The organism is Pararhizobium arenae, from assembly GCF_001931685.1.
GTDB lineage: Bacteria > Pseudomonadota > Alphaproteobacteria > Rhizobiales > Rhizobiaceae > Pararhizobium > Pararhizobium arenae.
Window position 1 is genome coordinate 318,372 of record NZ_MOOY01000003.1, and the last position, 21,338, is coordinate 339,709.

Here is a 21,338-nt window from a genome sequence, read left to right on the forward strand (position 1 = left end):
TTGAATCGAATGCCCGGAATATGATGGAAGAGGACTTGCGCGATAATCCGCAGGAATGGATAAATACCTGTGAACTGAATTCATAAGGTGCAGCTATGGACAATCGCGCAGGTGAGATGGAGGTCTTTGCGACCGCCGCGGAACTCAAGAGCTTTTCGGCTGCCGGCCGGCGGCTGAAGCTTTCGCCATCTGCCGTCAGCAAGCTGGTAACGCGCATCGAAGACCGGCTCGGCACCCGGCTTCTGGTGCGCACCACGCGCTCGCTGCAATTGACGCCCGAAGGCGAGGTCTATCTGGCGCGGGCGCGGCGCATCCTTGCCGATATCGCCGAGACGGAGATCATCGTGTCCTCCGGCGCAGAGGCCGTTCCGCGCGGCCTGCTGCGGGTCAACGCGCTGATGGGATTTGGCGAACGCTATATCCTGCCGATCGTCAGCGAGTTTCTGGCGCTCTATCCGCATGTCCAGCTCGATCTTTCCCTGACGGATGGTGTGATCGATCTGATCGAGGAGCGGACGGATATCGCCATCCGCTCCGGCATCTTGCGGGACTCGAGCCTCAAGGCGCGCAAGCTTCTGGAGACCCGCCGGGTGCTGGTGGCTTCGCCGGATTATCTGGAACGCCGGGGTACGCCGCACACGCCGGACGATCTGGATCGGCACAACTGCCTCGATTTCAGTTTTCGCCGTGCGCGCGAGGGGTGGCCCTTTGTCGATCCGGAAAGCAGTAGTGTCGTCTTCCGTCCCGTCAGCGGCAACATGCTGGTCAATTCCGGGGTGATTATGCGCCAGATCTGCCTCGCCGGCATCGGCATCGGCCGCATCGGCTATTTCCATGTCAGCGAGGATATCCGCGAAGGGCGCCTTGTGATGCTGCTGGAAGATCATCGGCCGCAGGACGAGGAAATCATCCAGGCGGTCTTTGCCGGCCACGACCATCTCGCCGCCCGCATCCGCGCGTTCATCGATTTTCTGGTGGACAGAAGCGGAAAGGGTGGGGAAAGGCGCAGATAGTTGCCACGCATTCCCTCTTCTCCCCAGCGGGGAGAAGGTGGCCCGAAGGGCCGGATGAGGGGGCCTCGGGCTCTAAATTTGCCGCACCACCCCCTCATCGCCTCGCATGCGCTCGGCACTTCTCCCCGCCGGGGAGAAGAGGCAAGTCGCCTTATTCCACAACCTTCAGCGACGAAATCATCGCCTGCAGTTCCGCGCCATGGGCTTCTTCCATGCCCTTGGTGCCCCAATAGGTGATGACGAGAATCTTGCCCGGCTTCGGCGAAGCGAAGGTGAGGCTGATGCTGACGTCGCCGTCATTGTCCTTGCCGGACCAGTCGAGGCTGGTGGCCTGCATGCCGTTCAGCGTGCCGCTGCTCTCTTTCTGGGTCGCGGTATCGACGGTGACGCCGGCGCCCTTCAGGTATTCGATGCACTCGTTGACGACTTCTTCGGTGCCGGCCTCGTCGGTCACGTCGATAGCGAGATAGATCGCATCGTCGGCGGCATTGGCTTCGATACCGCCGTCTGTTTCCTTCGGGCTCCAGTCATCGGGAATGGTGATCGAGGCGACCGGCTCGTCGCTCGGAAATTCGAGCGTCGCGGCAAAGCCCGTGCCCGGCAGAAAAGCGGCGAAAAGAGCCGCAGCAAGCATTTTTTTCATGATGTCCTCCCGCGATCGCAGGCGCGCAGCCTCCGTCGCATGTCACTGTTTGAATGCGGAAATCGTGGTTCTGAAATGTCGATTGCAGGTAAGGCGTATAAACCCACCCATCGCCTTGGCTGCGGGGCAAACATTAGCGTGTTTCGATCCGATCCGGTTGGGCCAACTTTGGGGGAATCGGGTGGCGCCGAATGCCTGCCCTGTCCAGACTGATGGCCTTTCAACTTGACGCGGCAAGCGCCGACAGCCATCTAAAAGGCAAGTCGGTGTTGCACCGCAAAAAAATGATCCGAGGCCTGCCATGTCCGCAAAGCGCACCATGTCGCTCACATCCGAACTCGTCGCCCTCTGCCATCGCGAAGTACCCGATCAAGGGCTCGATGGCCGCTTCACGCCGCTGACCGACGACGACTATCGCGTTCTCGCGGAAAAGCTGGAGGCGGAATCGGATCATGGCCCGCTCTGGGTCTTTGCCTATGGTTCGCTGATCTGGAAGCCGGAGTTCGAGTCCGTCGAGATGAAGCCCGCCACCGCCTTCGGCTGGCACCGGGCCTTCACGCTGGAGATCAACAGCTGGCGCGGCTCGCGCGAGCAGCCGGGTTTGATGATGGCGCTTGCCAAGGGCGGCCGCTGCGACGGCGTGATCTACCGGCTGCCGGACGGCAACCGGCTGGAGCAGATCGAGCGCATGCTGCGCCGGGAAGTCAGCGAAACCGAAGGCGTTCAGGCGGTGCGCTGGCTGCCGGTGAAAACCGCCGACGGCCCGCAAATGGCGCTCGGCTTCTGGGTGGGCGAGACGGCCCGCAGCATATCCCATCGCCATCCGCCCTCCGAGGTCGCCCATATCCTGGCGCGCGCCTGCGGCCATATCGGCTCCGGTGCCGAATATCTCTACAACACCGTCTCGCATCTCGAAGAATTCGGCATCCGCGACCGCAACCTGTGGCGCCTTCAGGCGCTGGTCGCCGATGAAATCCGCAAGCTCCACCGGCTGGAAGAAGGCCCGCACAGGCCGGCGGCGGAGCGGCGGCACTGAGGGTAGACGCCATCACCCCCGCGCCGTCATCCACACCCCAACCATCGTCACCGCCAGACCGATGAACATCGCCGGTGTCAGCGGCTCGGAAAATAGCGCCCAGGCCCAGAGCATGGTGACCGGCGGGCTGAGATAGATCGCGGCGCTCACCTTTGCGACGGGAAACAAACGAAGACTGGTGTAGTAGACGGAATAGGCGGCGAAGGTCGCGATCAGCACCAGCCAGACCATGCCGATGGCAAAATTCTGGGTCATCGGCGGCGCGATGTTGCCTTGCATCAGGGCGCAGATCCCGAACAGAACGGAGCCCGTCAGCGTATGAATGCAGAGGCTTTGATGAACGGGCATCTGTGTCGCGCGGTTGCGCCGGAGCAGCACCGAGGCGACGGCGAAGACGAGCATCGATCCGACCGTCAGCCCATAGGCCCAGAGCGGTGCTGCGCCGAAGCTCAGGCTGTCGAACGAGACGATCACCACGCCGGCAACCGCAATCGCGGTTCCAAGCCACTGCCGGCCGCTCAGCCTTTCGCCGAGCACGGGCTGCGACAGCGCGGCAATGGCCAGCGGCAGCAGGTCGGAGATGAGCGCGACGAGGCCGGTCGGCACCCGCTGCTCGATCGCCAGCGCAAAGCCCCCCAGATAGAGAAACACCGATATCACGCCGAACAGCATCTGGCCCCGCACCGCACGCAAGGTGAGTTTCGGACCGATCGTCAGCGCGAAGGGCAGGAGGATAAGTCCCGACAGAAGCGTGCGCCAGAAAAGCACCAGCACGACGCTGGCTTCTTCGCTGGCATAGCGGATGCCGATGAAGCCGGAACTCCAGCCGATCACCAGCAGCGTGGCCATCACAGGCCAGAGCAGGGGATGGGGGCGCGGGGTGGAATGTTCTGCTGTGGTAGATTTCATGAGGGTTCCGTGGCCTGAAATTTACCCATCAATACGCAGACACAGGTGCTTACGCTCATGACAAATTTCGATCATAGCATGAAATTCAGCTCAATATCGTAATGGAATATTGCCGCGAACCGTCGCCTCAGGCATAGTTTCGGAAAGAGTTTGGAGTTTGAGGCATGTCGGAATTCCCCGGTCGACGTCTGGAAATAGATGCGCTGCGCGCCCTGGCTGCCATCCGCAATCATGGCGGGGTCACCCGCGCGGCGGAGGCTTTGGGCCTCTCCCAGTCGGCGGTCAGCCACAAGATCAGGCGGCTGGAGACGAGCCTCGATTGCGAGCTGCTCAACCGCAAGGCCGGCGGCTCGCTGTTTACGTCGGCGGGCGAGGATTTGCTGGATTATGCCGCTCGTATCCTCGGCCTGCATGACGAAGCCGTGCTCAGCCTGTCGAAAACTGCGCTTTCCGGGCGTATCGCGCTCGGCCTCACCGAAGACACCGCCTGCACCGATCTTGCCCGCATCCTCGGCCGGTTCGGCCGCCTGCACCCGCAGGTCTCGGCCAGGACAAAGGTGCGCATGAGCCTTGTTCTGAGGGAGTTGCTGGAGCGGGGCGAACTCGATGCCGCCATCGTGCAGATCTTTGCCCATGAAGTCCGCCCCACGGATGTCGTGCTGTTTCAGGAGCAGCTTCATTGGGTGAAGCATCCGGAACTGACGCTGCCGGAGCAGGGGCCGGTCCCGTTCCTCTCCTTCGACGATCAGTGCTTCTATCGCCGATGGGCGCACGATATCGGGCAGGATGGTGGAGTGGTGCTCGAGACCGTCTTCGAATGCGCCAGCGCCGCCGGCATCGTCGCAGCGGTCAAATCGGCCATGGGCGTGGCGCTTCTCAGCCAGCGCCATATCCGCCCTGAGATGCAGATCGTCACCGATCGCCTGCCGAAACCGCCCGGCCTCGTCTACGTCGTCCGCCGCGCCCGCAAGACCCGAAACCCGGTGCTGGATACGCTTGTGAGCGAAATAAAGGCCGAAATCACCCGCTACGGCGGCTTGGCGCTGGCAAGCTGAAGCGCCCTTGAGGAAGGCTTATGCCTTCACCGCCACGATAAACAGACGCGGAAAACGCAAGAGCACGCGCCCGTCGGCCAGCGGCGGGTAAGCGGCGCGGATGCGCTCCAGATAGGCGGCGAGATAATCCGCCCGCAGCTCTTCCGGCAGGGCGTCGAGATAGGGGCGAAGGCCCGTGCCCTTCACCCATTCGACAATTGCTTCTGCATCGGCGAGCCGGTGATAGTAGATGGTATGCCAGACATCGACACGGGTGCTGTGCGGCGAAAGCCGGTCGATATAGACGGCCGGCACCGGCAGGGCGGTCCGGTCACGCGGGTTCTTGGCGAAATGCGCAGCAAATGGAGCCAGGGCGGCAACCTCGCGCATCGCCACATGGCTGGGTTCAGAAAGGTTGTCCGGCATCTGCACAGCAAGCGTTCCGCCGGAGACGAGGCTCCCCATCAGCCGTTCGAGACTATCGAGATGGTTCGGCAGCCACTGGAAGACGGCATTGGCATAAAACAGCGCGGCCGGGGCGGGTGGCTGCCATTCCGCCAGATCGCCCTTTTCGAACGTCAGTTGCGGCAACCTTTTTCGCGCTGCCGCCAGCATGTCCTCGTCGCTGTCGATGCCGATGGTCAGGCGGTCGGCAAACCGATCGTTGATCAGCGCCGTGGAGTTGCCCGGACCGCAGCCAAGGTCGTAGAGCGCACCTCCCGGCACGTCCGAAACCTGTGCCAGAAGGTCACGCGCCGGCCGTGTGCGCTCGTCTTCGAATTTCACATACTGCGCCGCCGACCACGCCATGACCTCATCCTTCCTGATGCTGCTGCAGGCTTTCGAGCGACGGCAGGATCACCGCCGGACCGAAATCCACATATTCGTCCGGCCGGTTGGCGCGGTTTATCCAGACGGTGCGGAAGCCGAATTTCGTGGCTCCCGCGATATCCCAGCGGTTCGACGACTGGAAGGATACGGCGCTCGGATAAAGCCGGTAATGGGTGGTGACGATATCATAGGCGGCAGGCGCCGTCTTGAAGGCGCGCACGGCCTCGACGGAAAAGATATCGTCGACGACGAGATCAAGCCCGGCCTTGCCGACCGCGGATTTGAGCATCGCATCCGTGCCGTTGGAGAGTATGGCGATGCGCGCGCCTCCGGCCTTCAGGTTTTTCAGGACGGTCGGGACTTCCGGGTAGCAGTCGAGCTGCCAATAGGCATCGAGCAGGGGCTGTTTCAGGGCGGGATTGGCGGATGGAAAGCGCTGGAAGGTGTGGTCGAGTGCCTGCATTGTCAGCGTCCAGAAATCGGCGTAGGCGCCCATCAGCGTCCTGATCCAGGAATATTCCAGCTGCTTTGCCCGCCACATCTCCGAAAAAACCTCGGCGTCCGGCCCCATCGCGTCCGCATGCCGGCGCACGGCGGCATGCACATCAAACAGCGTGCCATAGGCATCGAAGACATAGGCGGTAAAGGCCATGGGAACCTCTCGGGGATTGTCCGACGGACGGGATCAGGTGACCCCTTGCGAATGTCGGTCACGATGGGGGCGGTGGCAAGGCATTGTCAAAAGAGATTGGGAGAAGAGGGAGCCCAATCCCGCGAACCTCACACCTTACCCGTTTTCCAAACCTTCGCCGGAAAACGCAGAGCCTGTTTCGAAAGCTTGCCCTTCAGCCCCAGCACCGTATCGCAGAGCCCCACGACATGCCGGTTGGGCTTCGCCTCCGGCCTGAGCGCATGCAGGTTGGCGGCGGCATCTTCCGGCTCCATGTAGCGGCCGAGAATGCCGAGCGTCAGCGCCGTCGAGCGGCCGATGCCGCGCAGGCAGTGGACGAGCAGATGTGCATCCTTGGGCAGCCCATCGATAAAGGCGAAGGCTGCTTCGATATGGGCGATCTTTGCCGCATCCGGCTCGTCCGGGTCCATGGCATCGCCGAACTGGAGCTGCAGGTGGCGCTCTTCCGGCAGGTCGATCATCGAGAGCAGCTTCGTGCCGGTGGCGCGGATCGAAATGAGATGGCTCGGCGCCCAGTCCGCCCGGTTATGGCGAGCCTCGGTCTGGGAGGAAACGATGATGTGCAAGGGCCAGCCATTGGGGTGGGCGGCATTGCTGGCAAGGATGGGTGCGTAGAGCATGTCCGTCTGTTTTTCCGCCGCCAGTGCCATCTGCTTTCTCCCTGATTCCACCCCGCCAAACTACCAGCCGGATGCCGGATCGGGGAGGGGGAAAATCGTCTGTCCCTGCCGTGCTGGCCCAACACGACGATCAAAATTGGAACATCCGCGCCTCCGATTGGTTGGCACTTATCTGGAAGGAGTTTTGTGATGGCAATCGAAAAACCAAAGGACGGCGCTGCCGGCACGACGGATCAATCTCCCCGCTGGGAAGGACCGGAGGCCACCCGGCCGCGTGGATACCTCCCCGCCAGGGACAATCCCGATGTGGAAAAAGATGCGGTGGGCGAAACCAACGCCAATCCGAAGCGTACGAAGGCGACCGATGCCTTCAAAACGAAGGAGAGCTAAAATGAAACCGGAGTCCCACGCCAAAGGCCAGTTCGCGAAGTCGCAGGCCGATCGAAAAAGCACCGGTGTCGCCAGTGCCAAGCCAACGGTGATCACCGGGTCGGAAGACATGACCAATCATCGCACCCCGCCGGGACGAAAAAAGCCGAAGAAGGATTGGGACACGAATTTTGACGACAAGGCCCCCGATCTGTCGCGAGACTAACTCCCCTTGATCGCAGCCGCATCTCCGTCCCTCAAACGATTTTCCATCCTCATGGATCACTGCTATGACGGCGGAAAATCAGACCCCGGAGACGTAGACGTGAGCAAGAGTTGGAGCAAGGGCGTGACCCTGGCGCTGGAAGGCCCGGATAAATTCACGACCATCACCACCATTCAGGAAGCCTCCTGGGCGCTGATCGAGGATTGGCCGGTGGAGGATGGCGAAGCGCTGGACGCGGCCTTGCTCATCATCGAGGCGACGCTGAAGGGCAAAAAGACGCCCGAGGATGCCAGACGCGCGTTTATCGCCGCGGCGCAGGAGGCGGGGATTGAGGTCAAGGGGTAGAGCGTGGAATATACGCCTGAGAGACATGACCTTACGTAAACTGAAGCAGCTGGATTCTTTATGCTGACTTGAAGCCTTTTCCTCGTCGCTGAGTAGAATCGGTGCGCTTCATCCGATGTTTACTTGGACAGAAATTTGCCCTCCGCAACGCGGTATTGTGAGCGAGAGGGCTGATCAGGACTTGTTTTATGCGGATTCAACGACGACCCAAAACAACATGGCCAATGGGAAGGACGGTAGGTGTCATTTTCGTAGCGTGGTTTCTGATTTCGTTTATCCCGATTGTCATTGCCGGGTTTGGCTTCAATTTTTTGCCATCGACTAGTTGGGTGGATTCCACCTCAAGCTTTGCAAACATTTTTGGCGGACTGTCAGCTTGCCTTCTAACGTGGGTGTTCTGGAGGACAAGGAAGGTTGCGGCCAAGGGCAGCCTCAAAATGGTTGCGTTGCTTATTGGTGCGCCGGCCGTCGGGTATCTCCTTGGGCGAAATCTGGTGATGTACTCGATCCCTATTATGTCGGCAGTACTCGTAGGTGGAACTGTGGATTTGAGATTTACGATAGCTGCAATAGATCAGCCCGGTACAAAGCGCTGCCGTACGCCCGTTGAGCTACAAGGAATGCCATTACTGTTCCCCAAGCTCTGCCGGGTCCCACAGGAGTTTCGACAAAAACTTGCCCCTGGTGACGAAATTGTTGTGAGCGGTCGTGGAACGTCACAAGGACTGTTCGTCGAAAATATCAGGCGTTAATCTCCGCTGCTTTGCTTCGACATTCGTGTTGAATTGCTCGTGAACATTTCCACATTTGACCTTGGATTCAAGTCCTCATCTTATGGCCGTCGTGCGTCAGGCCGCGGCGGCCTCGATCTCTCTTTTGGCGGCCCTTGCGATAAATCCGGATCTCGTGAGCCCATGGGCTTCAGCAAATGCGTCAATCTGCTGGAGCACGTCTTCCGGAAGAGTGACGTTCACTCTGACCGCTCTCTTGGCCTCAGTCTTCAGTGCCACGAGAATGGCCACGCCATCCCGATTTTCAGTGTTGCTCATGATGGCCTCAAGCGTAGAGGGTTCGGGGATGGCATCGCCGTCTTCGATTAGCCCTTCGATGTGAAGCGCCAAGGCTTCCTCGGCCATATCACGAGCGTCATCCAGCGACGTACCCGCAGTGACAAGGCCAGGAAAGTCGGGAAAGGAAACGCCGAAATCGCTCTCGGAGTCCTTATGGATGAGACCGATATAGTTGCGCATGGTGTTACCTCAATTTTAAGCCGGCTTGTTTCTCTATGCTTTTGAGCGTGCCGATGGGGATATCGCGCTTTGGATGCGGAACAGTGACGCGCCCCGTCTTTTCAGGGTGCTTGAACTGTGCGTGGCTGCCTTTGCGAGCAACCTCGATCCATCCATCAGCCAACAATGCGTCAATAACATCGCCACTCTTCATGCGAAAATTATACACACTAGTGTGTATATTTCAAGCGTGACGGTAGGACATATTCGGAGTAGCTGCGCTCGTCTGCTTTCCTCAAAACCGCGTAATCACGCTGATCCCCAAATCCGTCGCCGTATCCATCGTCGTCAGCACCGGTATCGCCTCTTCCAGCGTCACATGCCGGCCGATCAGCTTCTGCGGGTTGAGTTTGCCCGTCGCGATCATCTCCAGCATGGCGTCGTAGCGCCAGGCCTGCATGCCGTGGCTGCCGTAGATTTCCAGTTCGTGGCCGATCACCTGCGCCATCGGGATCTGCGGCGCGGAATGGTCGCCGAGCATCAGGCCAACCTGCACATGCCGGCCGCGGCGGCGGAGATTCTTGATCGAGTTGAAGCAGGTGACGGGCGAACCAAGCGCATCGATCGAAACATGGGCGCCACCGCCGGTCAGCTCCCGCACGGCTTCGGCGACATCGCCAACCGTCGTTGCATCGATGGTCGCGACCGCGCCGATCTCGCGGGCGAAGGAGAGTTTCGTTTCGGCGATATCGATGGCGATGACGTTGGCGCCGAGCGCGGACGCGATCATGATGGCCGAAAGCCCAACACCGCCGCAGCCATGAACAGCCACCCACTCGCCGCCCTTGACGCGGCCCTGATCGGCAATGGCGCGGAAGGAGGTGGCGAAACGGCAGCCGAGGCTTGCGGCAGTGGCGAAATCGATGGTTTCCGGCAAGGCCACGAGGTTCTGCTCTGCATAATCGATCGCCACATATTCGGCGAACGAGCCCCAATGGGTGAAGCCGGGCTGGAACTGGTTGGGGCAAACTTGCGCATTGCCCGAGTGGCACTCGCCGCAGCGGCCGCAGCCGGAGACGAAGGGCACGGTGACCCGGTCACCGATCTTGTAGCGCATCACGCCCTTGCCGGTGGCGGTGATGATGCCGGCAAGCTCATGGCCGGGCACATGCGGCAGGTTGATATCCGGGTCGTGGCCCATCCAGCCATGCCAGTCGCTGCGGCAGATGCCGGTCGCCTCCACCTTGATGACGACGCCATCTGCCGTCGGCGTCGGGTCCGGCAGAGTGCGGATGTCCGGTGCTTCGCCGAAGGCTTCGTAATACATGGCTTTCATGGGGTTGCTCCGTTGTCTGTCGGCAGCCGGCGGGTTCTCCGGGCCATGAGGATTTCGTCAAATTCCTGGCCGTCCTCAAGGAAGCCGCCAGGGATGCGACCGATCTCGGCAAAGCCGGCCTTGAAATAGAAGGCGATGGCGCCGGCATTGTCCGCCCTGACGGCAAGCTCCAGTTGGCGGATGTTTGTTATCGCGGCGTGGCTCTCCAGCGCATCGAGCATTGCCTTTGCGAGACCCGAACCGCGCCAGCTTGCGCGAATATAGACCATGACGATCGTTGCGCGATGGGCCATTTTCGCCGCGCGCTGGCGCATCAGGCCCATGATCGCAACCGGTGTCTCGCCCTCGAAGGCGGCGAAGATGGTGTTGCCGACGAGGTGCTGCCGCCAGTCGGATTCGGATATGGTCAGCCAGTCTTCTTCACGGCTGGCAAAGGCGTGTGGGTCCTGGCGCAGGGATTCGAGGCGGATGGCACGAAAGGCGGCGACATCTCCCGGGGAGAGCATGCGGATGGCGGGGATGTTGCTGGAGTTGGTTTCTGCGTGAGGCACTGACGGACCGGTCCCTTGAGGCATGACTTTCATGTGGTGCGTCCCCCTCGCGAGACCAAGGGACAACGGACGGAGCGGCATATCCCTTCTCCCCGCCTGCGGGGAGAAGGTGCCCGATAGGGCGGATGAGGGGCAGAGACCAGCCTGTCGCGCGTGCCGATGCCTTTCGCCCCTCACGCTAACCCTCTCCTCGCAAGCGGGGAGAGGGGACGACCGTGACTCCGGCCTCTCCCTCGTTTCCATCGGCGTGCCCGCAACCTATCCAACCCCATCTTTCCGATCCAGATTGCTTGCCCATGACTTTTTTTGATGGACCTATTTACCCCAATGCTCGATTTTCCGGATATGCCGGAGGAAAGAGCCAGCAAAGGAGACTATCATGGCCGTCGATACCAAGGCACGCAGCACCACATGGACCTATGTGGATGGGGAGTGGCTCTCCGGTAACCCGCCGCTGATCGGCCCGACGTCCCATGCCATGTGGCTCGGCTCCACCGTGTTCGATGGCGGCCGCTGGTTTGACGGCATCGCGCCGGACCTCGACCTGCATTGCCAGCGCGTCAACCGCTCGGCGCTTGCGCTCGGCCTGAAGCCCACCGTGCCGGCCGAGGATATCGAGGCGCTCGCCTGGGAAGGCGTCAAGAAATTCGACGGCAAGACTGCGATCTACATCAAGCCGATGTATTGGGGCGAGCACGGTTCGCCGGGCAGCGTCGTCACGGTCGATCCGGACTCGACCCGCTTTGCCCTGTGCCTGTTCGAAGCGCCGATGGGCGAGGGGCCGGGCGGCCAGTCGCTGGCCGTCTCGCCCTTCCGCCGCCCGACCATCGAGACGATGCCGACAGACGCGAAAGCCGGTTGCCTCTATCCGAACAACGGCCGCATCCTGGCCGAAGCCCGCTCGCGCGGCTTCAGCAATGCTTTGGTGCGCGACATGCTCGGCAATATCGCCGAAACCGGCTCGTCCAACGTCTTCATGGTCAAGGATGGCGTCGTCTTCACGCCGGCCGCAAACCGCACCTTCCTCGCCGGCATCACCCGCTTCCGCGTGATCGGGCTTCTGCGGGAGGCCGGTTTCGAAGTGGTGGAGACATCCCTGACGCTGGCCGACTTCCAGGGCGCCGACGAGATTTTCACCTCCGGCAATTATTCCAAGGTCGTGCCGGTGACGAAGCTGGAAGACCGCGACATCCAGCCCGGCCCCATCGCCGCCAAGGCGAAGGACCTTTATATGGACTGGGCGAACTCGAAGACGTCTGATTTTTGAGACAAAACTCTCGGTCGCCATCCTCGGCCTTGTGCCGAGGATCTTTCAGGCTGTCGTCAAACGACAGGTCGGCAGATGTTTGGGACAGGCCCAAGCATGACGGCAGCGAGGGCGTGAGCCTTCCGTCAAACGGCCTGCGCCCCGCTCACCGGATGACGGTGCATCGACCAGGCCTGCCAACAGATGCCGATCAGGAAGATCACTGCCCAGGCCGCCGTCGTCGCCTGCACGGGCGGCGATTCCGGGCCGTTGCCGATCGGGTTTGATGGCGGCACGCGCGAGAGCGTTTCGTTGATCGCCGGCACCATCAGCAGGAAATAGGTGAACGACATCGAGAGAACCTGCAGATAGCGGTTCAGTCGTCCGAACCAGCCGAGTTTGGCGATCGCGAAGGAAAAGGCGATGGCCAGCAGCGTCAGGATGCCGATCGCGTGGCCGGGGTTGAAGCCGCCGGTGCTCGAAAGCCCGAAGGATGTCACCACCGAAAGAACGATCGTGATCAAATAGAGGCGCCCCGCATCGCTCTTTGGCACGATCGCGCCGTATTTCGAGAAACTGTAGATGCCGGCGATGACCGGAATGACGCTGACGACGGTGTGGATGATACCGAGCGTCGACATGGGATTTGCCATGCTGTTTCCCCTCAAGTCACAAATCGAATTTTTCAATATGAACTGAAATTTTGGGCATGCGTCTTGTACGAAACGCATGTGGCAGCGGGTGCGTGGACGGAAAATTCGCGCTCAGCCTTATGGAAATTTTATATTTTCGGGGCCGCCTCGCAATCGAAATAAAATGCGCATCGGGAATAGACCATCCGTCGTCGGAGATGCTGCCGCCAGGGCAGCAGGCGTTCCGTCGTCAGACTGACTGGAGTGTGTCATGCCCCATTTTCACAGATTGCACGTCGATGCCCATGCCGGTCGGCCGATCCGGCCGATGAGGCGGCGCGAGCCGCAACGGCCGGCGCGGCCAGTGGAGATGTCGGCCGAAGCCGAAATCGCCACCTTTCTGCGGGCTTTCGCGGTGGTGGCGCTGGCCATGGCCGGGGCGGCCGCTGTCATCATTCTGGGATAGCTTGCTGACGAGATCGCGGCGGTTTCCTCTTCTCCCACCAGGGTAGAAGAGGGGCCTGCCGTGCCCGTATCAGTCCTTCAGCATCTCCTCGGTAAGCTCGCTGCCGAGCTCCACCGTTTTGGCCTGCTTGTCATAGACGCAGATCTGCGAGATCGTCGCCTCCGCACCCTTGGCCTTGCCGCTCACCAGCGCCAGTCCGAAGCGCTCGGAGCCAAACGGATCGACGACGGCCTTCGGGCTCTCCATCGAGGATGCCACCGCCGCGAGGCATTTTTTGCTGACATCGGCCCGCATTTCCTCCCACGCATCACCGGAAGAGGCCTGGGCAAGGCCCGGCGCGGTAAGGAGGGTAGCGATGATGACGGCGCGGCGAAGAAGAAAGGGCATCAAAAATCTCCTGATTGGTTTGCCCCGAGCTTGGCGAAGAACGTGGCCATTCTGTGGGGCCGGGCAGTTTTTGCGGGAGAGTAAGGGGAAGTATTTTCCAAAGGCGTACCGAAATTTGGTGGAGGAGCAGTTGCCACCCGCAGCCATGGTCCCTATGTTCCCGAACGACAGATTTTATTGAGAAATTCCATCGCCAAGAGGAGATACCACCATGGCTTTCGAATTGCCGAACCTTCCCTATGACTACGATGCGCTCGCGCCCTACATGTCGCGCGAAACGCTCGAGTATCATCACGACAAGCACCACCAGGCCTACGTGACCAACGGCAACAAGCTGGCTGAAGAAGCCGGTCTCGCCGACCTGTCGCTCGAGGAAATCGTCAAGAAGTCCTACGGCACCAACCAGCCGCTGTTCAACAATGCCGGCCAGCACTACAACCACCTTCATTTCTGGAAGTGGATGAAGAAGGGCGGCGGCGGCACGTCGCTGCCGGGCGCGCTGGACGCTGCCATCAAGTCCGATCTCGGCGGCTACGACAAGTTCCGCGCCGACTTCCTCGCGGCCGGCGCTGGCCAGTTCGGCTCGGGCTGGGCATGGCTCTCCGTCAAGAACGGCAAGCTGGAAATTTCCAAGACCCCGAACGGTGAAAACCCGCTCGTTCACGGCGCTACCCCGATCCTCGGCGTCGATGTCTGGGAACACTCCTACTACATCGACTACCGCAATGCCCGTCCCAAGTACCTCGAAGCCTTCGTCGACAGCCTCGTCAACTGGGACTACGTGCTGGAACTCTACGAAGGCGCGACCAAGTAATCATTTCAAGCCAAAGGCTTGTGACATCGAACCCGGTCGAGAGGCCGGGTTTTTTGTGGGGACAATGCCTGTCTTTGTTGCGCAGGAAAGCTATCGGCCAAGCCCGGCGCGAAACGCCGTCAGCAGGTTCAGGCCTTCCCGCCAGTCGCCAAGGCCGCTTTGCCCGTTTATGTGGCCTGCCGCGCCGATCTCAATCAATCCACATTCCCACTCCGCCGCCCGCCGTCTCGAAGAGTCGGGCGTGCCAAAAGGATCATTGCTGCTCGCAACGATCAGCGACGGCATCCGCAATGGGCTTTCGGGCGGGTTGGCAAAGCTTGCCGCTTCCTGCGGAAAAGCGTCCGAGCCCGGATCGGGAACCGCAACCAGAAAAGCACCTGCAACGGCCGTTGTCGAAATCGCCTGCCAATGGGCAACCAGAAGGCACGCGAGACTGTGCGCCACCAGCACCGGGGGCTTTGCCGCACCCTGAACCGCCGTCTCCAGCGCGTCGATCCACGCCCCGCGTTCGGGCTTGTCCCAATCTCCGGGCTGGAACCGCGTCATGGCGGCGTCCCGCCGTTCCCAAAGCGTCTGCCAATGGCTTTCCCCGGAACCGCCGATGCCGGGCAATAGGATGATGTCGCTCATTTTGTCTCCTTGAATGAATGTCAACAAAATGATGGACACGGGATTTCTTTGGAATGAGAATTCATCGGAAAACCCTTGCTGCAGCCGATGAATTCAAAGTCGAAAGACGAATTATGCCTGATCCCGTCACCCTCGACCCCACCGATATTGCCATTCTGGAGGCGATGCAGGAAAACGGTCGCATCGGCATGTCCGAGCTTGGCCGCCGCATCGGGCTTTCTCAGCCGGCGACCTCGGAACGGGTGAAACGGCTGGAGGAGCGTGGCGTGATCAGCGGCTACGGCGCGCGGCTCGATGCGGCGCGGCTTGGGCTTGGCATGATGGCGGTCATCCTCCTGCGCACCACGCATGAGCATATCAAGCCCTGCCTTGCCCTCTTTGCGGAATTGCCGCCGGTGATCGAGGTCCTGCGCCTGACCGGCGAGGATTGTTTCCTGCTGAAGGTGCTCGTGCCCACCCCCGGCGACCTTGAAACCATCGTCGATACCATCGCCCGCTACGGTTCGGTCACGACCTCGCTTGTGCTGCGCAGCGAGCCGGAAAAGCCGATCGGCCGAAGCCTGCTGAAGCGCCTCTGAAGCCCGGATCGTCCGGCCTGTCACCACCCTGTCACCAAGCCGCGGTAACCAGCCTCTCATGCCCGATCAAACACCGCTCCTCCGCTTCGGCATCATCGCCGATCCCCAATATGCCGATCTCGGTCCGGACCCGGCGCTGAACCGCTATTTCCGCAAGAGCCTTGACCGCGTGGCCGAGGCGATCGAGGTTTTCAATGGCGAAGAGCTCGATTTTGTCGTCACGCTCGGCGACATCATCGATCGCGGTTTCGAGAATTTCGACGATATCCTGCCCCTCTACGAAAAATCGCGTCATCCGACCTATTTCCTGCTCGGCAACCACGACTATGCCGTCTCGGCGCAGCATCTGCCCGCCGTCGCCGGGCGCGTCGGGCTGGAGCGTGGTTACTACGATCTGGTCATAGGCCAGTATCGTCTGGTTTTCCTCGATGGCAGCGATGTCAGTGTCTTCTCCGCCCCCGTCAATGACCCGCGCACGGCTCTGGCGAAAGAGCGGCTCTCGGCTCTGAAGCAGACCGGCGCCAGAAATGCCCAGACCTGGAACGGTTCTCTGGGTGACGAGCAACTCACCTGGTTGGCATCGGTGCTGGCAAAGGCGGATGTGGACGGCGAACAGGTCATCGTCTTCAACCACTATCCGGTCTTTCCACCAAACCGGCACAATATGTGGGACAGCCAGCGCATTCTCGACACGCTTGCAAAATTCGAAAGCTTCACCGTATATTTCTGCGGCCATAACCACGACGGCGATTTCGGCCTCCTGCACGGGCGCCCTTTCGTGACCGTCAAAGGCATGGTCGATACGCCCGAGCACAACGCCTTTACCATCGTCTCCGTCTTCACCGACCGCATCGAGATCGAAGGCTATGGCCGCGAGGAGAGCCGGGTGGTTCCTCTGGGAACGGTTCTCGCCTGACAGGAACAGACGGCACCCTTGCAGGGCGGCAACATGCCTCCCATAATGCGGCATATTGCCGGAGAGGTTTGCCATGTCCGTTGCCATCGTCGAGGAAGTCGCCCGCAAGCTGGGCGGCAAGACTGTGCTGGGAACCATTGTGCGTTCCCAGGCCGATCTGGCCTTGGTTGTTCGCAATCGCCTGCCTCTCTCCGCCCTGGCCGGTTTAAGCCGGGCAGGGATGACGGAGCAGGAAATCGATGCCTTCGTGATCCCGCAACGAACGCGCCGACACAGGGCGGAAAAGAAACGACCGCTGACGGTGGATGAGTCGGATCGTGCCGTTCGCCTTCTGCGTATTCAGTCGCTTGCGGATCAGACCTTCGGAAATGAAGAGAAGGCCAACCGCTGGCTGCGCCGTCCGTTGAGCGAGCTTGGCGGTGAAACGCCGCTGGTCGTTTCACAGACGGAGACCGGAGCGCGGGTCATCGAGACGATCATCGGCAAGATTGCCTGGGGTGCTGCCGCCTGATGCGGCTTTGGCGTCTCTCCGGTCGCCAGTTTGCGCGTGCCCTCGATGGGGGTTATGGCCTGCATTTCGATGGCCGCTGGAATACGGTCGGTCATGCCGTGACCTATTGCGCAACCTCTCCATCCCTCTGCGTTCTGGAAAAACTGGTCCATGTCGAAGATCCCGACCTGCTGCCGGACCTCGTCATGGTCACCTATGAACTCCCCGATGATACCGAAATCGAGGATATCGCCTTGTCCGATCTGCCGGCCGACTGGCGTCGCCACGAGGCATTGACCCAGGGTATGGGGGACGACTGGCACGCGGCACAATAAGCGCTTCTCTTGCGCGTTCCATCGGCCATCGTGCCGATCGCCGGTTCACCCGATGTGAATATTCTGGTCAACCACGCGCACCCGGATGCTCACAGGCTGCGCATCGTCGATGAGCAGCCGTTTGTCTTCGACGTCAGGCTGCTGTGATCAGTTGGAGACTGCGACAGGCGGCATGTTCCAGCCGCTGATCCACAGGTCGCGAAGGTTATCTCCGTCTCCGCGAAAATGCTCTTCGAGCAAATCGCAGGCTTCCACCCGGTCGGCCCGGAAATTGCGGATTGCTTCTCTCAGTTCGCACCAACCGACGACGACGGCGGTCGCGGGCTGCTGCTGGCCGGCGCGCTCTATATCGCCTGGATCGGCTACACGCTGCTGCGCTCGAATATCGCGATCGCCGCCGTCGAACCGTCTGCCCGCCTATCCCACTGGACGAGCTTTCGCCGCGGTGCGCTGACGAGCCTGATGAACCCCAAGGCCTATCTCTTCATGCTCGCGGTCTATCCGCAATTCCTCAAACCCGAATTCGGGCCGCTCTTGCGGCAGGTGCCGGTCATGGGCGTCATGATCTCTCTCACCCAGCTGGCGATCTATGGAAGCCTTGCGATTGCCGCCGGTCGCAGCCGCGATGTGATCACCTCAAGTCCTTATGCAACCGCGATGCTCGGCAAGGGCGTCGGGCTGGTGCTGGTGCTTGTTGCCGCGTGGACCGCATGGCAGGGCTGGAACACGCAGATCGGTTAGGAAACATGATATTTTTACTCCTGTATTTTCCGTCTAAATGCTTCGAAATAAACAGGTTTTCAAAAAAATGTTACTTCCCTCGCGCCATCAACATGCAATGATCCCGCCCGTGCGCGGGAATCCATTCTGCGGTTTCCGCCTTGCCGGTTCAAAGGGAGATTTTGATGAAGCTGAAAACCATTGCACTGGCGATTGCCGTTGCGAGCATCGGCCTTGGCGCCGTCAGCGCGGCCGATAATCCGGTCGAAATTCGCGAAGGGCTGATGAAGAAGATCGGCGGCTCCATGGGCGCGCTGGCCGGCATCGCCAAGGGCGAAAAGCCTTACGATGAAGCGGTTGTGAAGGCGTCGCTCACCACCATTAGCGAAAGCATCAAGGCATTCCCGGACCAGTTCCCGGCAGGCTCGGAGGCTGGGTCGGAAGCGAGCCCGAAGATCTGGGAAAACATGGATGACTTCAAGGCGAAGGCCGCCAAGCTCGGCGCCGATGCCGATGCGCAGCTTGCCCAGCTGCCGGCAGATCAGGCCAGTGTCGGCGCCGCCCTTGGCGTGATCGGCAAGTCCTGCGGCGACTGTCACCAGTCCTACCGGGTGAAGAAGTAGCCCGCAAAAGCATGTCTCGCAAACGTGTGCAGCGGTTTTGCGAAATGACATGCGCAACAGCAAAAGCCTGAAGCTTGCGAGCGCATCTGAACGATCGCGGCACGCTTCAGACGGCTTTCATTTGTGACCGATGCACGGGATACTCTTCCGGTGCATCGGCGCATGCGTATGTGACGGCTGGAGGGGCATATGGCGGCAAGAGCGCGCAAATTTCTGACATCGGTGGTGCTGTTTGTGGCGGTGGCCGGCACGGCAGCCTGGTTCCTCACGCGGCCTGAGCCTTGGCCGGCAAGCCATTGGGAAGGTCTCGGCGAGCCGGATGTCGCCAATGGCGCCTTGGTGTTTTCCGCCGGCGGCTGCGTCAGCTGTCATGCCAAGCCCGGTGCGGAAGGCGATGCCCAGCTCGTTCTTGCGGGCGGCCTTTCGATCAAAAGCGATTTTGGCACCTTCCATGTGCCGAATATCTCGCCGGATGAAACGGCCGGCATCGGCGGATGGAGCCTTGCCCAGTTCGGCAATGCCATGACCCGCGGCGTCGGGCCGCGAAACGAACATCTTTATCCGTCCTTCCCCTACACCTCCTATGCCCGCATGACGCCGAAGGACGTCAACGATCTCTTCGGCTATCTGAAAACCCTGCCGAAAAGCGCCGAAGTCGCGCCGTCGCACGAACTGCCTTTTCCGTTCAATCTGCGCGTGGCGCTCGGTGGCTGGAAGCTGCTTTTCTACAGCGACGGGCCGCGCGTGACGGTCGATACAGCGAACGCCAAGCTTGCCCGCGGGCAATATCTGGTCGAAGGCCCGGGCCATTGCGGCGAATGCCACACGCCACGCAACGCGCTTGGCGGTTTCGAGGCCAGCCAATGGCTTGCCGGTGCTGCCAACCCGGACGGCGAAGGCCGCATTCCCAACATTACCCCTGGTTCTCAAAGCATCGGCAGCTGGAGCGAAAGCGACATCGTCAACTATCTAGAGACCGGCTTTACCCCCGATTTCGATTCCGTCGGTGGTTCGATGGTCGAAGTGCAGAAGAACATGGCCAAGCTCCCCGCCAGCGACCGCGAGGCAATCGCGGCCTATCTCAAGGCGGTGCCGGCAGTGCAATAGCGGTCGGCGCGCTATTTCCCTGCTCTGTGCTCGTTGGCGAAAAGCGCGAGATAGGCGCTGAGGTCTTCCGAGGAAAAGCCGATGGCGCGGTAGATTTCGGCGGTGAAGCTGACTGGGGCAGTTTCGGCGGCTGTAATCACGCCCTGGTCGCTCACCGCCTGCGGTTGGTCGATATAGAGATCGGCGCCGCGATAGCGCGGTTCGCGCTCCAGAAGGCCGATTGAATTGCTGGTATGGGCGACGGTATCCAGCAAGCCCGCACGGGCAAAGGCGATCGTTGCACCGCAGATGGCGGCAATCGGTCGGCCGTGATCGTTGAACCGGCGATAGACGAGCGACAAGTCCGGCGCGGCCTCTGTCTGCCAGATCGTTCCGCCGCTGACGACAAGCGCATCGAAGGAGGCGGGGTCCAGCGTTTCGGCATCCCTGTCGGGGACGACCTTGAGGCCGCCCATCGACATGACACCCCGCCCGCCCGGTGTTGCGGTGACGATCTCGAAGCCGAGATCGCTGCGCGCCGAAGCCATCAAAAGCGCGCATTCCCAATCCGCAAAACCTTCCGTCAGGATGATCGCAAGCTTCATGGCTTCCTCCCTCAGACGCGGGATACCTAAAGCATGTCTCGCAAAAGTGCGCAGCGGTTTTGCGAACAGACATGCGTAAGACAACGAACTAAAGCGTCCCGAGCGAATCCGAAAGATCGCGATACGCTTTAGACGACACCCCGAAAGCTTAGCGCATCTCTCTCGAAAATGGGAACGTTTTTGAGAGAAGAGGGGCGGGAAAACAAAAGCTTAACATGCTGATGTCGCGGCTGGCGGAAGGCCAAGGCCATCAAGCCAGCTTTTGCAGATAGCGCATGCCGGTGACCGGGCCGGGCGTGAAGTTTTCCGATTCGTAGAAGCGGTGCGCCTGGAAATTGCCGGTGGCGGCGCTGACCGAAAGATAGGTGCAGCCGGCCATCCGCGCCTGCTCGCGCGCCTTGGCGACGAGTTGGCGGCCGATGCCTGTGCCGCGATGGGCGGGGCGAACGTAAAGCTGGTTCACTTCCATGCCGCGCAGGCCCTGCGGCGCGCGGTAGAGCGGAACGAGGATGGCGTGGCCGATGAGCTCGCCCTCGGCTTCGGCAACAAGCGCGGTGATCCAGGGCATCTTGCCGAAGAGGTCGCGTTCCAGGTCTTCCGCGGTGATCGGGGCGGCATCGCCATGATGGGCAGCCAGTTCGCCGATCAGTTCGCGAAGCGCGGGCAGGTCGCGGATTTTCGCATTGCGGATGGTCACGAGCGGCGCGCGGGTGGCGGCGGAATGTGGCAGTGTCTGGCGATGGGGAAGGGCAGTTTCGAGCATTTCGAGGTCTCCTGATGGCTTCTTCCCGCCATCAGGTGCCGTTCAAAACAAAAGCCGCCTGACGGCGGCTTGTTGAACATGATCAGACAGCCGCACCCTATGAGAGCAGCGTAAAATACCAGCGGGCAGTGGTTGCAGTCGTGATCATGGCAGCTTGGTTCGCGCTTTTCCGGGGGAATGTCAACGGGTATTTCGAAGCGGAAAATTGTTTTCC

At 60.9% G+C, this 21,338-nt stretch carries 32 protein-coding genes; 17 read left to right on the forward strand and 15 right to left on the reverse strand.

Annotation, left to right across the window (positions count from 1 at the left end):
* Window positions 1–95: 95 nt before the first annotated feature.
* Complete coding sequence (locus tag BLX89_RS08075) at window positions 96–1,013, forward strand: LysR family transcriptional regulator (RefSeq protein ID WP_075290142.1); 918 nt, start codon at window positions 96–98, stop codon at window positions 1,011–1,013.
* A gap of 151 nt (window positions 1,014–1,164) precedes the next feature.
* On the opposite strand, the gene BLX89_RS08080 is transcribed toward BLX89_RS08075, so the two are convergent.
* Window positions 1,165–1,656 (reverse strand): histidine kinase, encoded by a 492-nt coding sequence (locus BLX89_RS08080; RefSeq protein WP_075290143.1) that lies wholly within the window; start codon window positions 1,654–1,656, stop codon window positions 1,165–1,167.
* Window positions 1,657–1,957: 301 nt separating this feature from the next.
* Here BLX89_RS08080 and BLX89_RS08085 point away from each other — a divergent pair, with 301 nt between their 5' ends.
* Window positions 1,958–2,692 carry a gamma-glutamylcyclotransferase gene (locus BLX89_RS08085; protein ID WP_245292778.1) on the forward strand — a complete coding sequence of 245 codons (735 nt, stop codon included), beginning with the start codon at window positions 1,958–1,960 and terminating at the stop codon, window positions 2,690–2,692.
* Between the two features lie 12 nt (window positions 2,693–2,704).
* On the opposite strand, the gene BLX89_RS08090 is transcribed toward BLX89_RS08085, so the two are convergent.
* Window positions 2,705–3,601, reverse strand: coding sequence for a DMT family transporter (locus tag BLX89_RS08090; protein ID WP_075290144.1), 897 nt, complete (start codon window positions 3,599–3,601; stop codon window positions 2,705–2,707).
* A gap of 164 nt (window positions 3,602–3,765) precedes the next feature.
* On the opposite strand from BLX89_RS08090, the gene BLX89_RS08095 reads away from it, so the two are divergent.
* Complete coding sequence (locus BLX89_RS08095) at window positions 3,766–4,656, forward strand: LysR family transcriptional regulator (protein WP_075290145.1); 891 nt, start codon at window positions 3,766–3,768, stop codon at window positions 4,654–4,656.
* Between the two features lie 18 nt (window positions 4,657–4,674).
* On the opposite strand, the gene tam is transcribed toward BLX89_RS08095, so the two are convergent.
* The 3 genes from tam to BLX89_RS08110 form a co-directional block, all read right to left on the reverse strand.
* Window positions 4,675–5,445 carry a trans-aconitate 2-methyltransferase gene (gene tam, locus BLX89_RS08100; protein ID WP_075290146.1) on the reverse strand — a complete coding sequence of 257 codons (771 nt, stop codon included), beginning with the start codon at window positions 5,443–5,445 and terminating at the stop codon, window positions 4,675–4,677.
* Between the two features lie 4 nt (window positions 5,446–5,449).
* On the reverse strand, window positions 5,450–6,118 hold the full coding sequence (locus tag BLX89_RS08105; RefSeq protein ID WP_075290147.1) for a haloacid dehalogenase type II: 669 nt from the start codon (window positions 6,116–6,118) through the stop codon (window positions 5,450–5,452).
* A gap of 128 nt (window positions 6,119–6,246) precedes the next feature.
* Complete coding sequence (locus BLX89_RS08110; protein WP_075290148.1) at window positions 6,247–6,807, reverse strand: phosphatase; 561 nt, start codon at window positions 6,805–6,807, stop codon at window positions 6,247–6,249.
* 159 nt (window positions 6,808–6,966) lie between these two features.
* On the opposite strand from BLX89_RS08110, the gene BLX89_RS08115 reads away from it, so the two are divergent.
* The 3 genes from BLX89_RS08115 to BLX89_RS08125 all read left to right on the forward strand — a co-directional run bounded on the left by BLX89_RS08115 (window position 6,967) and on the right by BLX89_RS08125 (window position 7,717).
* Complete coding sequence (locus tag BLX89_RS08115) at window positions 6,967–7,167, forward strand: hypothetical protein (RefSeq protein ID WP_075290149.1); 201 nt, start codon at window positions 6,967–6,969, stop codon at window positions 7,165–7,167.
* Window position 7,168: 1 nt separating this feature from the next.
* Complete coding sequence (locus BLX89_RS08120) at window positions 7,169–7,372, forward strand: hypothetical protein (protein ID WP_075290150.1); 204 nt, start codon at window positions 7,169–7,171, stop codon at window positions 7,370–7,372.
* 99 nt (window positions 7,373–7,471) lie between these two features.
* Window positions 7,472–7,717 carry a DUF982 domain-containing protein gene (locus tag BLX89_RS08125; RefSeq protein WP_198935131.1) on the forward strand — a complete coding sequence of 82 codons (246 nt, stop codon included), beginning with the start codon at window positions 7,472–7,474 and terminating at the stop codon, window positions 7,715–7,717.
* A gap of 848 nt (window positions 7,718–8,565) precedes the next feature.
* On the opposite strand, the gene BLX89_RS08135 is transcribed toward BLX89_RS08125, so the two are convergent.
* The 4 genes from BLX89_RS08135 to BLX89_RS08150 all read right to left on the reverse strand — a co-directional run bounded on the left by BLX89_RS08135 (window position 8,566) and on the right by BLX89_RS08150 (window position 10,788).
* Window positions 8,566–8,967 (reverse strand): type II toxin-antitoxin system HicB family antitoxin, encoded by a 402-nt coding sequence (locus BLX89_RS08135; RefSeq protein WP_075290152.1) that lies wholly within the window; start codon window positions 8,965–8,967, stop codon window positions 8,566–8,568.
* Between the two features lie 4 nt (window positions 8,968–8,971).
* Complete coding sequence (locus BLX89_RS08140; protein WP_075290153.1) at window positions 8,972–9,160, reverse strand: type II toxin-antitoxin system HicA family toxin; 189 nt, start codon at window positions 9,158–9,160, stop codon at window positions 8,972–8,974.
* Between the two features lie 81 nt (window positions 9,161–9,241).
* Complete coding sequence (locus BLX89_RS08145; protein WP_075290154.1) at window positions 9,242–10,282, reverse strand: zinc-dependent alcohol dehydrogenase family protein; 1,041 nt, start codon at window positions 10,280–10,282, stop codon at window positions 9,242–9,244.
* Window positions 10,279–10,788 (reverse strand): GNAT family N-acetyltransferase, encoded by a 510-nt coding sequence (locus BLX89_RS08150; RefSeq protein ID WP_075290155.1) that lies wholly within the window; start codon window positions 10,786–10,788, stop codon window positions 10,279–10,281. Before BLX89_RS08150 ends, BLX89_RS08145 begins: the two co-directional genes overlap by 4 nt.
* Window positions 10,789–11,212: 424 nt before the next feature.
* On the opposite strand from BLX89_RS08150, the gene BLX89_RS08155 reads away from it, so the two are divergent.
* Window positions 11,213–12,100, forward strand: a complete 888-nt coding sequence (locus BLX89_RS08155; protein ID WP_075290156.1) for a branched-chain amino acid aminotransferase — start codon at window positions 11,213–11,215, stop codon at window positions 12,098–12,100.
* A gap of 125 nt (window positions 12,101–12,225) precedes the next feature.
* On the opposite strand, the gene BLX89_RS08160 is transcribed toward BLX89_RS08155, so the two are convergent.
* Window positions 12,226–12,732, reverse strand: a complete 507-nt coding sequence (locus BLX89_RS08160) for a hypothetical protein (RefSeq protein WP_075290157.1) — start codon at window positions 12,730–12,732, stop codon at window positions 12,226–12,228.
* A gap of 250 nt (window positions 12,733–12,982) precedes the next feature.
* On the opposite strand from BLX89_RS08160, the gene BLX89_RS24200 reads away from it, so the two are divergent.
* Window positions 12,983–13,177 (forward strand): hypothetical protein, encoded by a 195-nt coding sequence (locus BLX89_RS24200; RefSeq protein WP_143523548.1) that lies wholly within the window; start codon window positions 12,983–12,985, stop codon window positions 13,175–13,177.
* A 69-nt stretch (window positions 13,178–13,246) separates the two neighbouring features.
* Here BLX89_RS24200 and BLX89_RS08165 read toward each other — a convergent pair whose 3' ends face one another.
* A complete protein-coding gene (locus BLX89_RS08165; RefSeq protein ID WP_075290158.1) occupies window positions 13,247–13,564 on the reverse strand; it encodes a hypothetical protein in 318 nt (105 codons plus the stop codon).
* 211 nt (window positions 13,565–13,775) lie between these two features.
* On the opposite strand from BLX89_RS08165, the gene BLX89_RS08170 reads away from it, so the two are divergent.
* On the forward strand, window positions 13,776–14,378 hold the full coding sequence (locus BLX89_RS08170; RefSeq protein WP_075290159.1) for a superoxide dismutase: 603 nt from the start codon (window positions 13,776–13,778) through the stop codon (window positions 14,376–14,378).
* Between the two features lie 90 nt (window positions 14,379–14,468).
* Here the strand turns inward: BLX89_RS08170 and BLX89_RS08175 are convergent, their stop codons facing one another.
* Window positions 14,469–15,008, reverse strand: a complete 540-nt coding sequence (locus BLX89_RS08175) for an RBBP9/YdeN family alpha/beta hydrolase (protein WP_075290160.1) — start codon at window positions 15,006–15,008, stop codon at window positions 14,469–14,471.
* Window positions 15,009–15,121: 113 nt separating this feature from the next.
* On the opposite strand from BLX89_RS08175, the gene BLX89_RS08180 reads away from it, so the two are divergent.
* From BLX89_RS08180 to BLX89_RS24980, 5 genes are all read left to right on the forward strand, one after another.
* Window positions 15,122–15,586, forward strand: coding sequence for an Lrp/AsnC family transcriptional regulator (locus tag BLX89_RS08180; RefSeq protein ID WP_075290161.1), 465 nt, complete (start codon window positions 15,122–15,124; stop codon window positions 15,584–15,586).
* A gap of 58 nt (window positions 15,587–15,644) precedes the next feature.
* Window positions 15,645–16,502 carry a metallophosphoesterase gene (locus BLX89_RS08185; RefSeq protein ID WP_075290162.1) on the forward strand — a complete coding sequence of 286 codons (858 nt, stop codon included), beginning with the start codon at window positions 15,645–15,647 and terminating at the stop codon, window positions 16,500–16,502.
* A gap of 73 nt (window positions 16,503–16,575) precedes the next feature.
* Window positions 16,576–17,013 (forward strand): antitoxin Xre/MbcA/ParS toxin-binding domain-containing protein, encoded by a 438-nt coding sequence (locus BLX89_RS08190; RefSeq protein WP_075290163.1) that lies wholly within the window; start codon window positions 16,576–16,578, stop codon window positions 17,011–17,013.
* On the forward strand, window positions 17,013–17,327 hold the full coding sequence (locus tag BLX89_RS08195) for an RES family NAD+ phosphorylase (protein WP_245292779.1): 315 nt from the start codon (window positions 17,013–17,015) through the stop codon (window positions 17,325–17,327). Before BLX89_RS08190 ends, BLX89_RS08195 begins: the two co-directional genes overlap by 1 nt.
* 9 nt (window positions 17,328–17,336) lie before the next feature.
* On the forward strand, window positions 17,337–17,474 hold the full coding sequence (locus BLX89_RS24980) for a hypothetical protein (RefSeq protein ID WP_245292780.1): 138 nt from the start codon (window positions 17,337–17,339) through the stop codon (window positions 17,472–17,474).
* On the opposite strand, the gene BLX89_RS24985 is transcribed toward BLX89_RS24980, so the two are convergent.
* The gene (locus tag BLX89_RS24985) at window positions 17,475–17,618 is read right to left on the reverse strand and encodes a hypothetical protein (RefSeq protein WP_483428648.1); all 144 of its coding nucleotides are present in this window, start codon (window positions 17,616–17,618) and stop codon (window positions 17,475–17,477) included.
* Here BLX89_RS24985 and BLX89_RS08205 point away from each other — a divergent pair.
* From BLX89_RS08205 to BLX89_RS08215, 3 genes are all read left to right on the forward strand, one after another.
* Window positions 17,553–18,068 (forward strand): LysE family translocator, encoded by a 516-nt coding sequence (locus BLX89_RS08205; RefSeq protein ID WP_083637382.1) that lies wholly within the window; start codon window positions 17,553–17,555, stop codon window positions 18,066–18,068. The two genes, BLX89_RS24985 and BLX89_RS08205, sit on opposite strands and share 66 nt — an antisense overlap.
* A gap of 164 nt (window positions 18,069–18,232) precedes the next feature.
* Complete coding sequence (locus BLX89_RS08210) at window positions 18,233–18,670, forward strand: c-type cytochrome (protein ID WP_075290164.1); 438 nt, start codon at window positions 18,233–18,235, stop codon at window positions 18,668–18,670.
* 189 nt (window positions 18,671–18,859) lie between these two features.
* The gene (locus BLX89_RS08215) at window positions 18,860–19,777 is read left to right on the forward strand and encodes a cytochrome c (protein ID WP_075290165.1); all 918 of its coding nucleotides are present in this window, start codon (window positions 18,860–18,862) and stop codon (window positions 19,775–19,777) included.
* Between the two features lie 11 nt (window positions 19,778–19,788).
* On the opposite strand, the gene BLX89_RS08220 is transcribed toward BLX89_RS08215, so the two are convergent.
* Window positions 19,789–20,361: a type 1 glutamine amidotransferase family protein gene (locus BLX89_RS08220; RefSeq protein ID WP_075290166.1), complete on the reverse strand. Its 573-nt coding sequence runs from the start codon at window positions 20,359–20,361 to the stop codon at window positions 19,789–19,791.
* A 250-nt stretch (window positions 20,362–20,611) separates the two neighbouring features.
* Complete coding sequence (locus tag BLX89_RS08225) at window positions 20,612–21,124, reverse strand: GNAT family N-acetyltransferase (protein WP_075290167.1); 513 nt, start codon at window positions 21,122–21,124, stop codon at window positions 20,612–20,614.
* Between the last annotated feature and the right edge of the window lie 214 nt (window positions 21,125–21,338).

Bases quoted from the DNA above. Each gene is read 5' to 3' on its own strand.
- BLX89_RS08220 (WP_075290166.1), bottom strand. From the start codon at position 20,361: ATGAAGCTTGCGATCATCCTGACGGAAGGTTTTGCGGATTGGGAATGC.
- tam (WP_075290146.1), bottom strand. From the start codon at position 5,445: ATGGCGTGGTCGGCGGCGCAGTATGTGAAATTCGAAGACGAGCGCACA.
- BLX89_RS08135 (WP_075290152.1), bottom strand. From the start codon at position 8,967: ATGCGCAACTATATCGGTCTCATCCATAAGGACTCCGAGAGCGATTTC.
- BLX89_RS08205 (WP_083637382.1), top strand. From the start codon at position 17,553: ATGCTCTTCGAGCAAATCGCAGGCTTCCACCCGGTCGGCCCGGAAATT.
- BLX89_RS08150 (WP_075290155.1), bottom strand. From the start codon at position 10,788: ATGCTCTCCCCGGGAGATGTCGCCGCCTTTCGTGCCATCCGCCTCGAA.
- BLX89_RS08165 (WP_075290158.1), bottom strand. From the start codon at position 13,564: ATGCCCTTTCTTCTTCGCCGCGCCGTCATCATCGCTACCCTCCTTACC.
- BLX89_RS08185 (WP_075290162.1), top strand. From the start codon at position 15,645: ATGCCCGATCAAACACCGCTCCTCCGCTTCGGCATCATCGCCGATCCC.
- BLX89_RS08140 (WP_075290153.1), bottom strand. From the start codon at position 9,160: ATGAAGAGTGGCGATGTTATTGACGCATTGTTGGCTGATGGATGGATC.
- BLX89_RS08095 (WP_075290145.1), top strand. From the start codon at position 3,766: ATGTCGGAATTCCCCGGTCGACGTCTGGAAATAGATGCGCTGCGCGCC.
- BLX89_RS08180 (WP_075290161.1), top strand. From the start codon at position 15,122: ATGCCTGATCCCGTCACCCTCGACCCCACCGATATTGCCATTCTGGAG.
- BLX89_RS08075 (WP_075290142.1), top strand. From the start codon at position 96: ATGGACAATCGCGCAGGTGAGATGGAGGTCTTTGCGACCGCCGCGGAA.
- BLX89_RS08175 (WP_075290160.1), bottom strand. From the start codon at position 15,008: ATGAGCGACATCATCCTATTGCCCGGCATCGGCGGTTCCGGGGAAAGC.
- BLX89_RS08120 (WP_075290150.1), top strand. From the start codon at position 7,169: ATGAAACCGGAGTCCCACGCCAAAGGCCAGTTCGCGAAGTCGCAGGCC.
- BLX89_RS08155 (WP_075290156.1), top strand. From the start codon at position 11,213: ATGGCCGTCGATACCAAGGCACGCAGCACCACATGGACCTATGTGGAT.
- BLX89_RS08115 (WP_075290149.1), top strand. From the start codon at position 6,967: ATGGCAATCGAAAAACCAAAGGACGGCGCTGCCGGCACGACGGATCAA.
- BLX89_RS08215 (WP_075290165.1), top strand. From the start codon at position 18,860: ATGGCGGCAAGAGCGCGCAAATTTCTGACATCGGTGGTGCTGTTTGTG.
- BLX89_RS08090 (WP_075290144.1), bottom strand. From the start codon at position 3,601: ATGAAATCTACCACAGCAGAACATTCCACCCCGCGCCCCCATCCCCTG.
- BLX89_RS08170 (WP_075290159.1), top strand. From the start codon at position 13,776: ATGGCTTTCGAATTGCCGAACCTTCCCTATGACTACGATGCGCTCGCG.
- BLX89_RS08190 (WP_075290163.1), top strand. From the start codon at position 16,576: ATGTCCGTTGCCATCGTCGAGGAAGTCGCCCGCAAGCTGGGCGGCAAG.
- BLX89_RS08210 (WP_075290164.1), top strand. From the start codon at position 18,233: ATGAAGCTGAAAACCATTGCACTGGCGATTGCCGTTGCGAGCATCGGC.
- BLX89_RS08110 (WP_075290148.1), bottom strand. From the start codon at position 6,807: ATGGCACTGGCGGCGGAAAAACAGACGGACATGCTCTACGCACCCATC.
- BLX89_RS08160 (WP_075290157.1), bottom strand. From the start codon at position 12,732: ATGGCAAATCCCATGTCGACGCTCGGTATCATCCACACCGTCGTCAGC.
- BLX89_RS08195 (WP_245292779.1), top strand. From the start codon at position 17,013: ATGCGGCTTTGGCGTCTCTCCGGTCGCCAGTTTGCGCGTGCCCTCGAT.
- BLX89_RS08085 (WP_245292778.1), top strand. From the start codon at position 1,958: ATGTCCGCAAAGCGCACCATGTCGCTCACATCCGAACTCGTCGCCCTC.
- BLX89_RS08105 (WP_075290147.1), bottom strand. From the start codon at position 6,118: ATGGCCTTTACCGCCTATGTCTTCGATGCCTATGGCACGCTGTTTGAT.
- BLX89_RS08145 (WP_075290154.1), bottom strand. From the start codon at position 10,282: ATGAAAGCCATGTATTACGAAGCCTTCGGCGAAGCACCGGACATCCGC.
- BLX89_RS08080 (WP_075290143.1), bottom strand. From the start codon at position 1,656: ATGAAAAAAATGCTTGCTGCGGCTCTTTTCGCCGCTTTTCTGCCGGGC.
- BLX89_RS08225 (WP_075290167.1), bottom strand. From the start codon at position 21,124: ATGCTCGAAACTGCCCTTCCCCATCGCCAGACACTGCCACATTCCGCC.
- BLX89_RS24200 (WP_143523548.1), top strand. From the start codon at position 12,983: ATGCCCCATTTTCACAGATTGCACGTCGATGCCCATGCCGGTCGGCCG.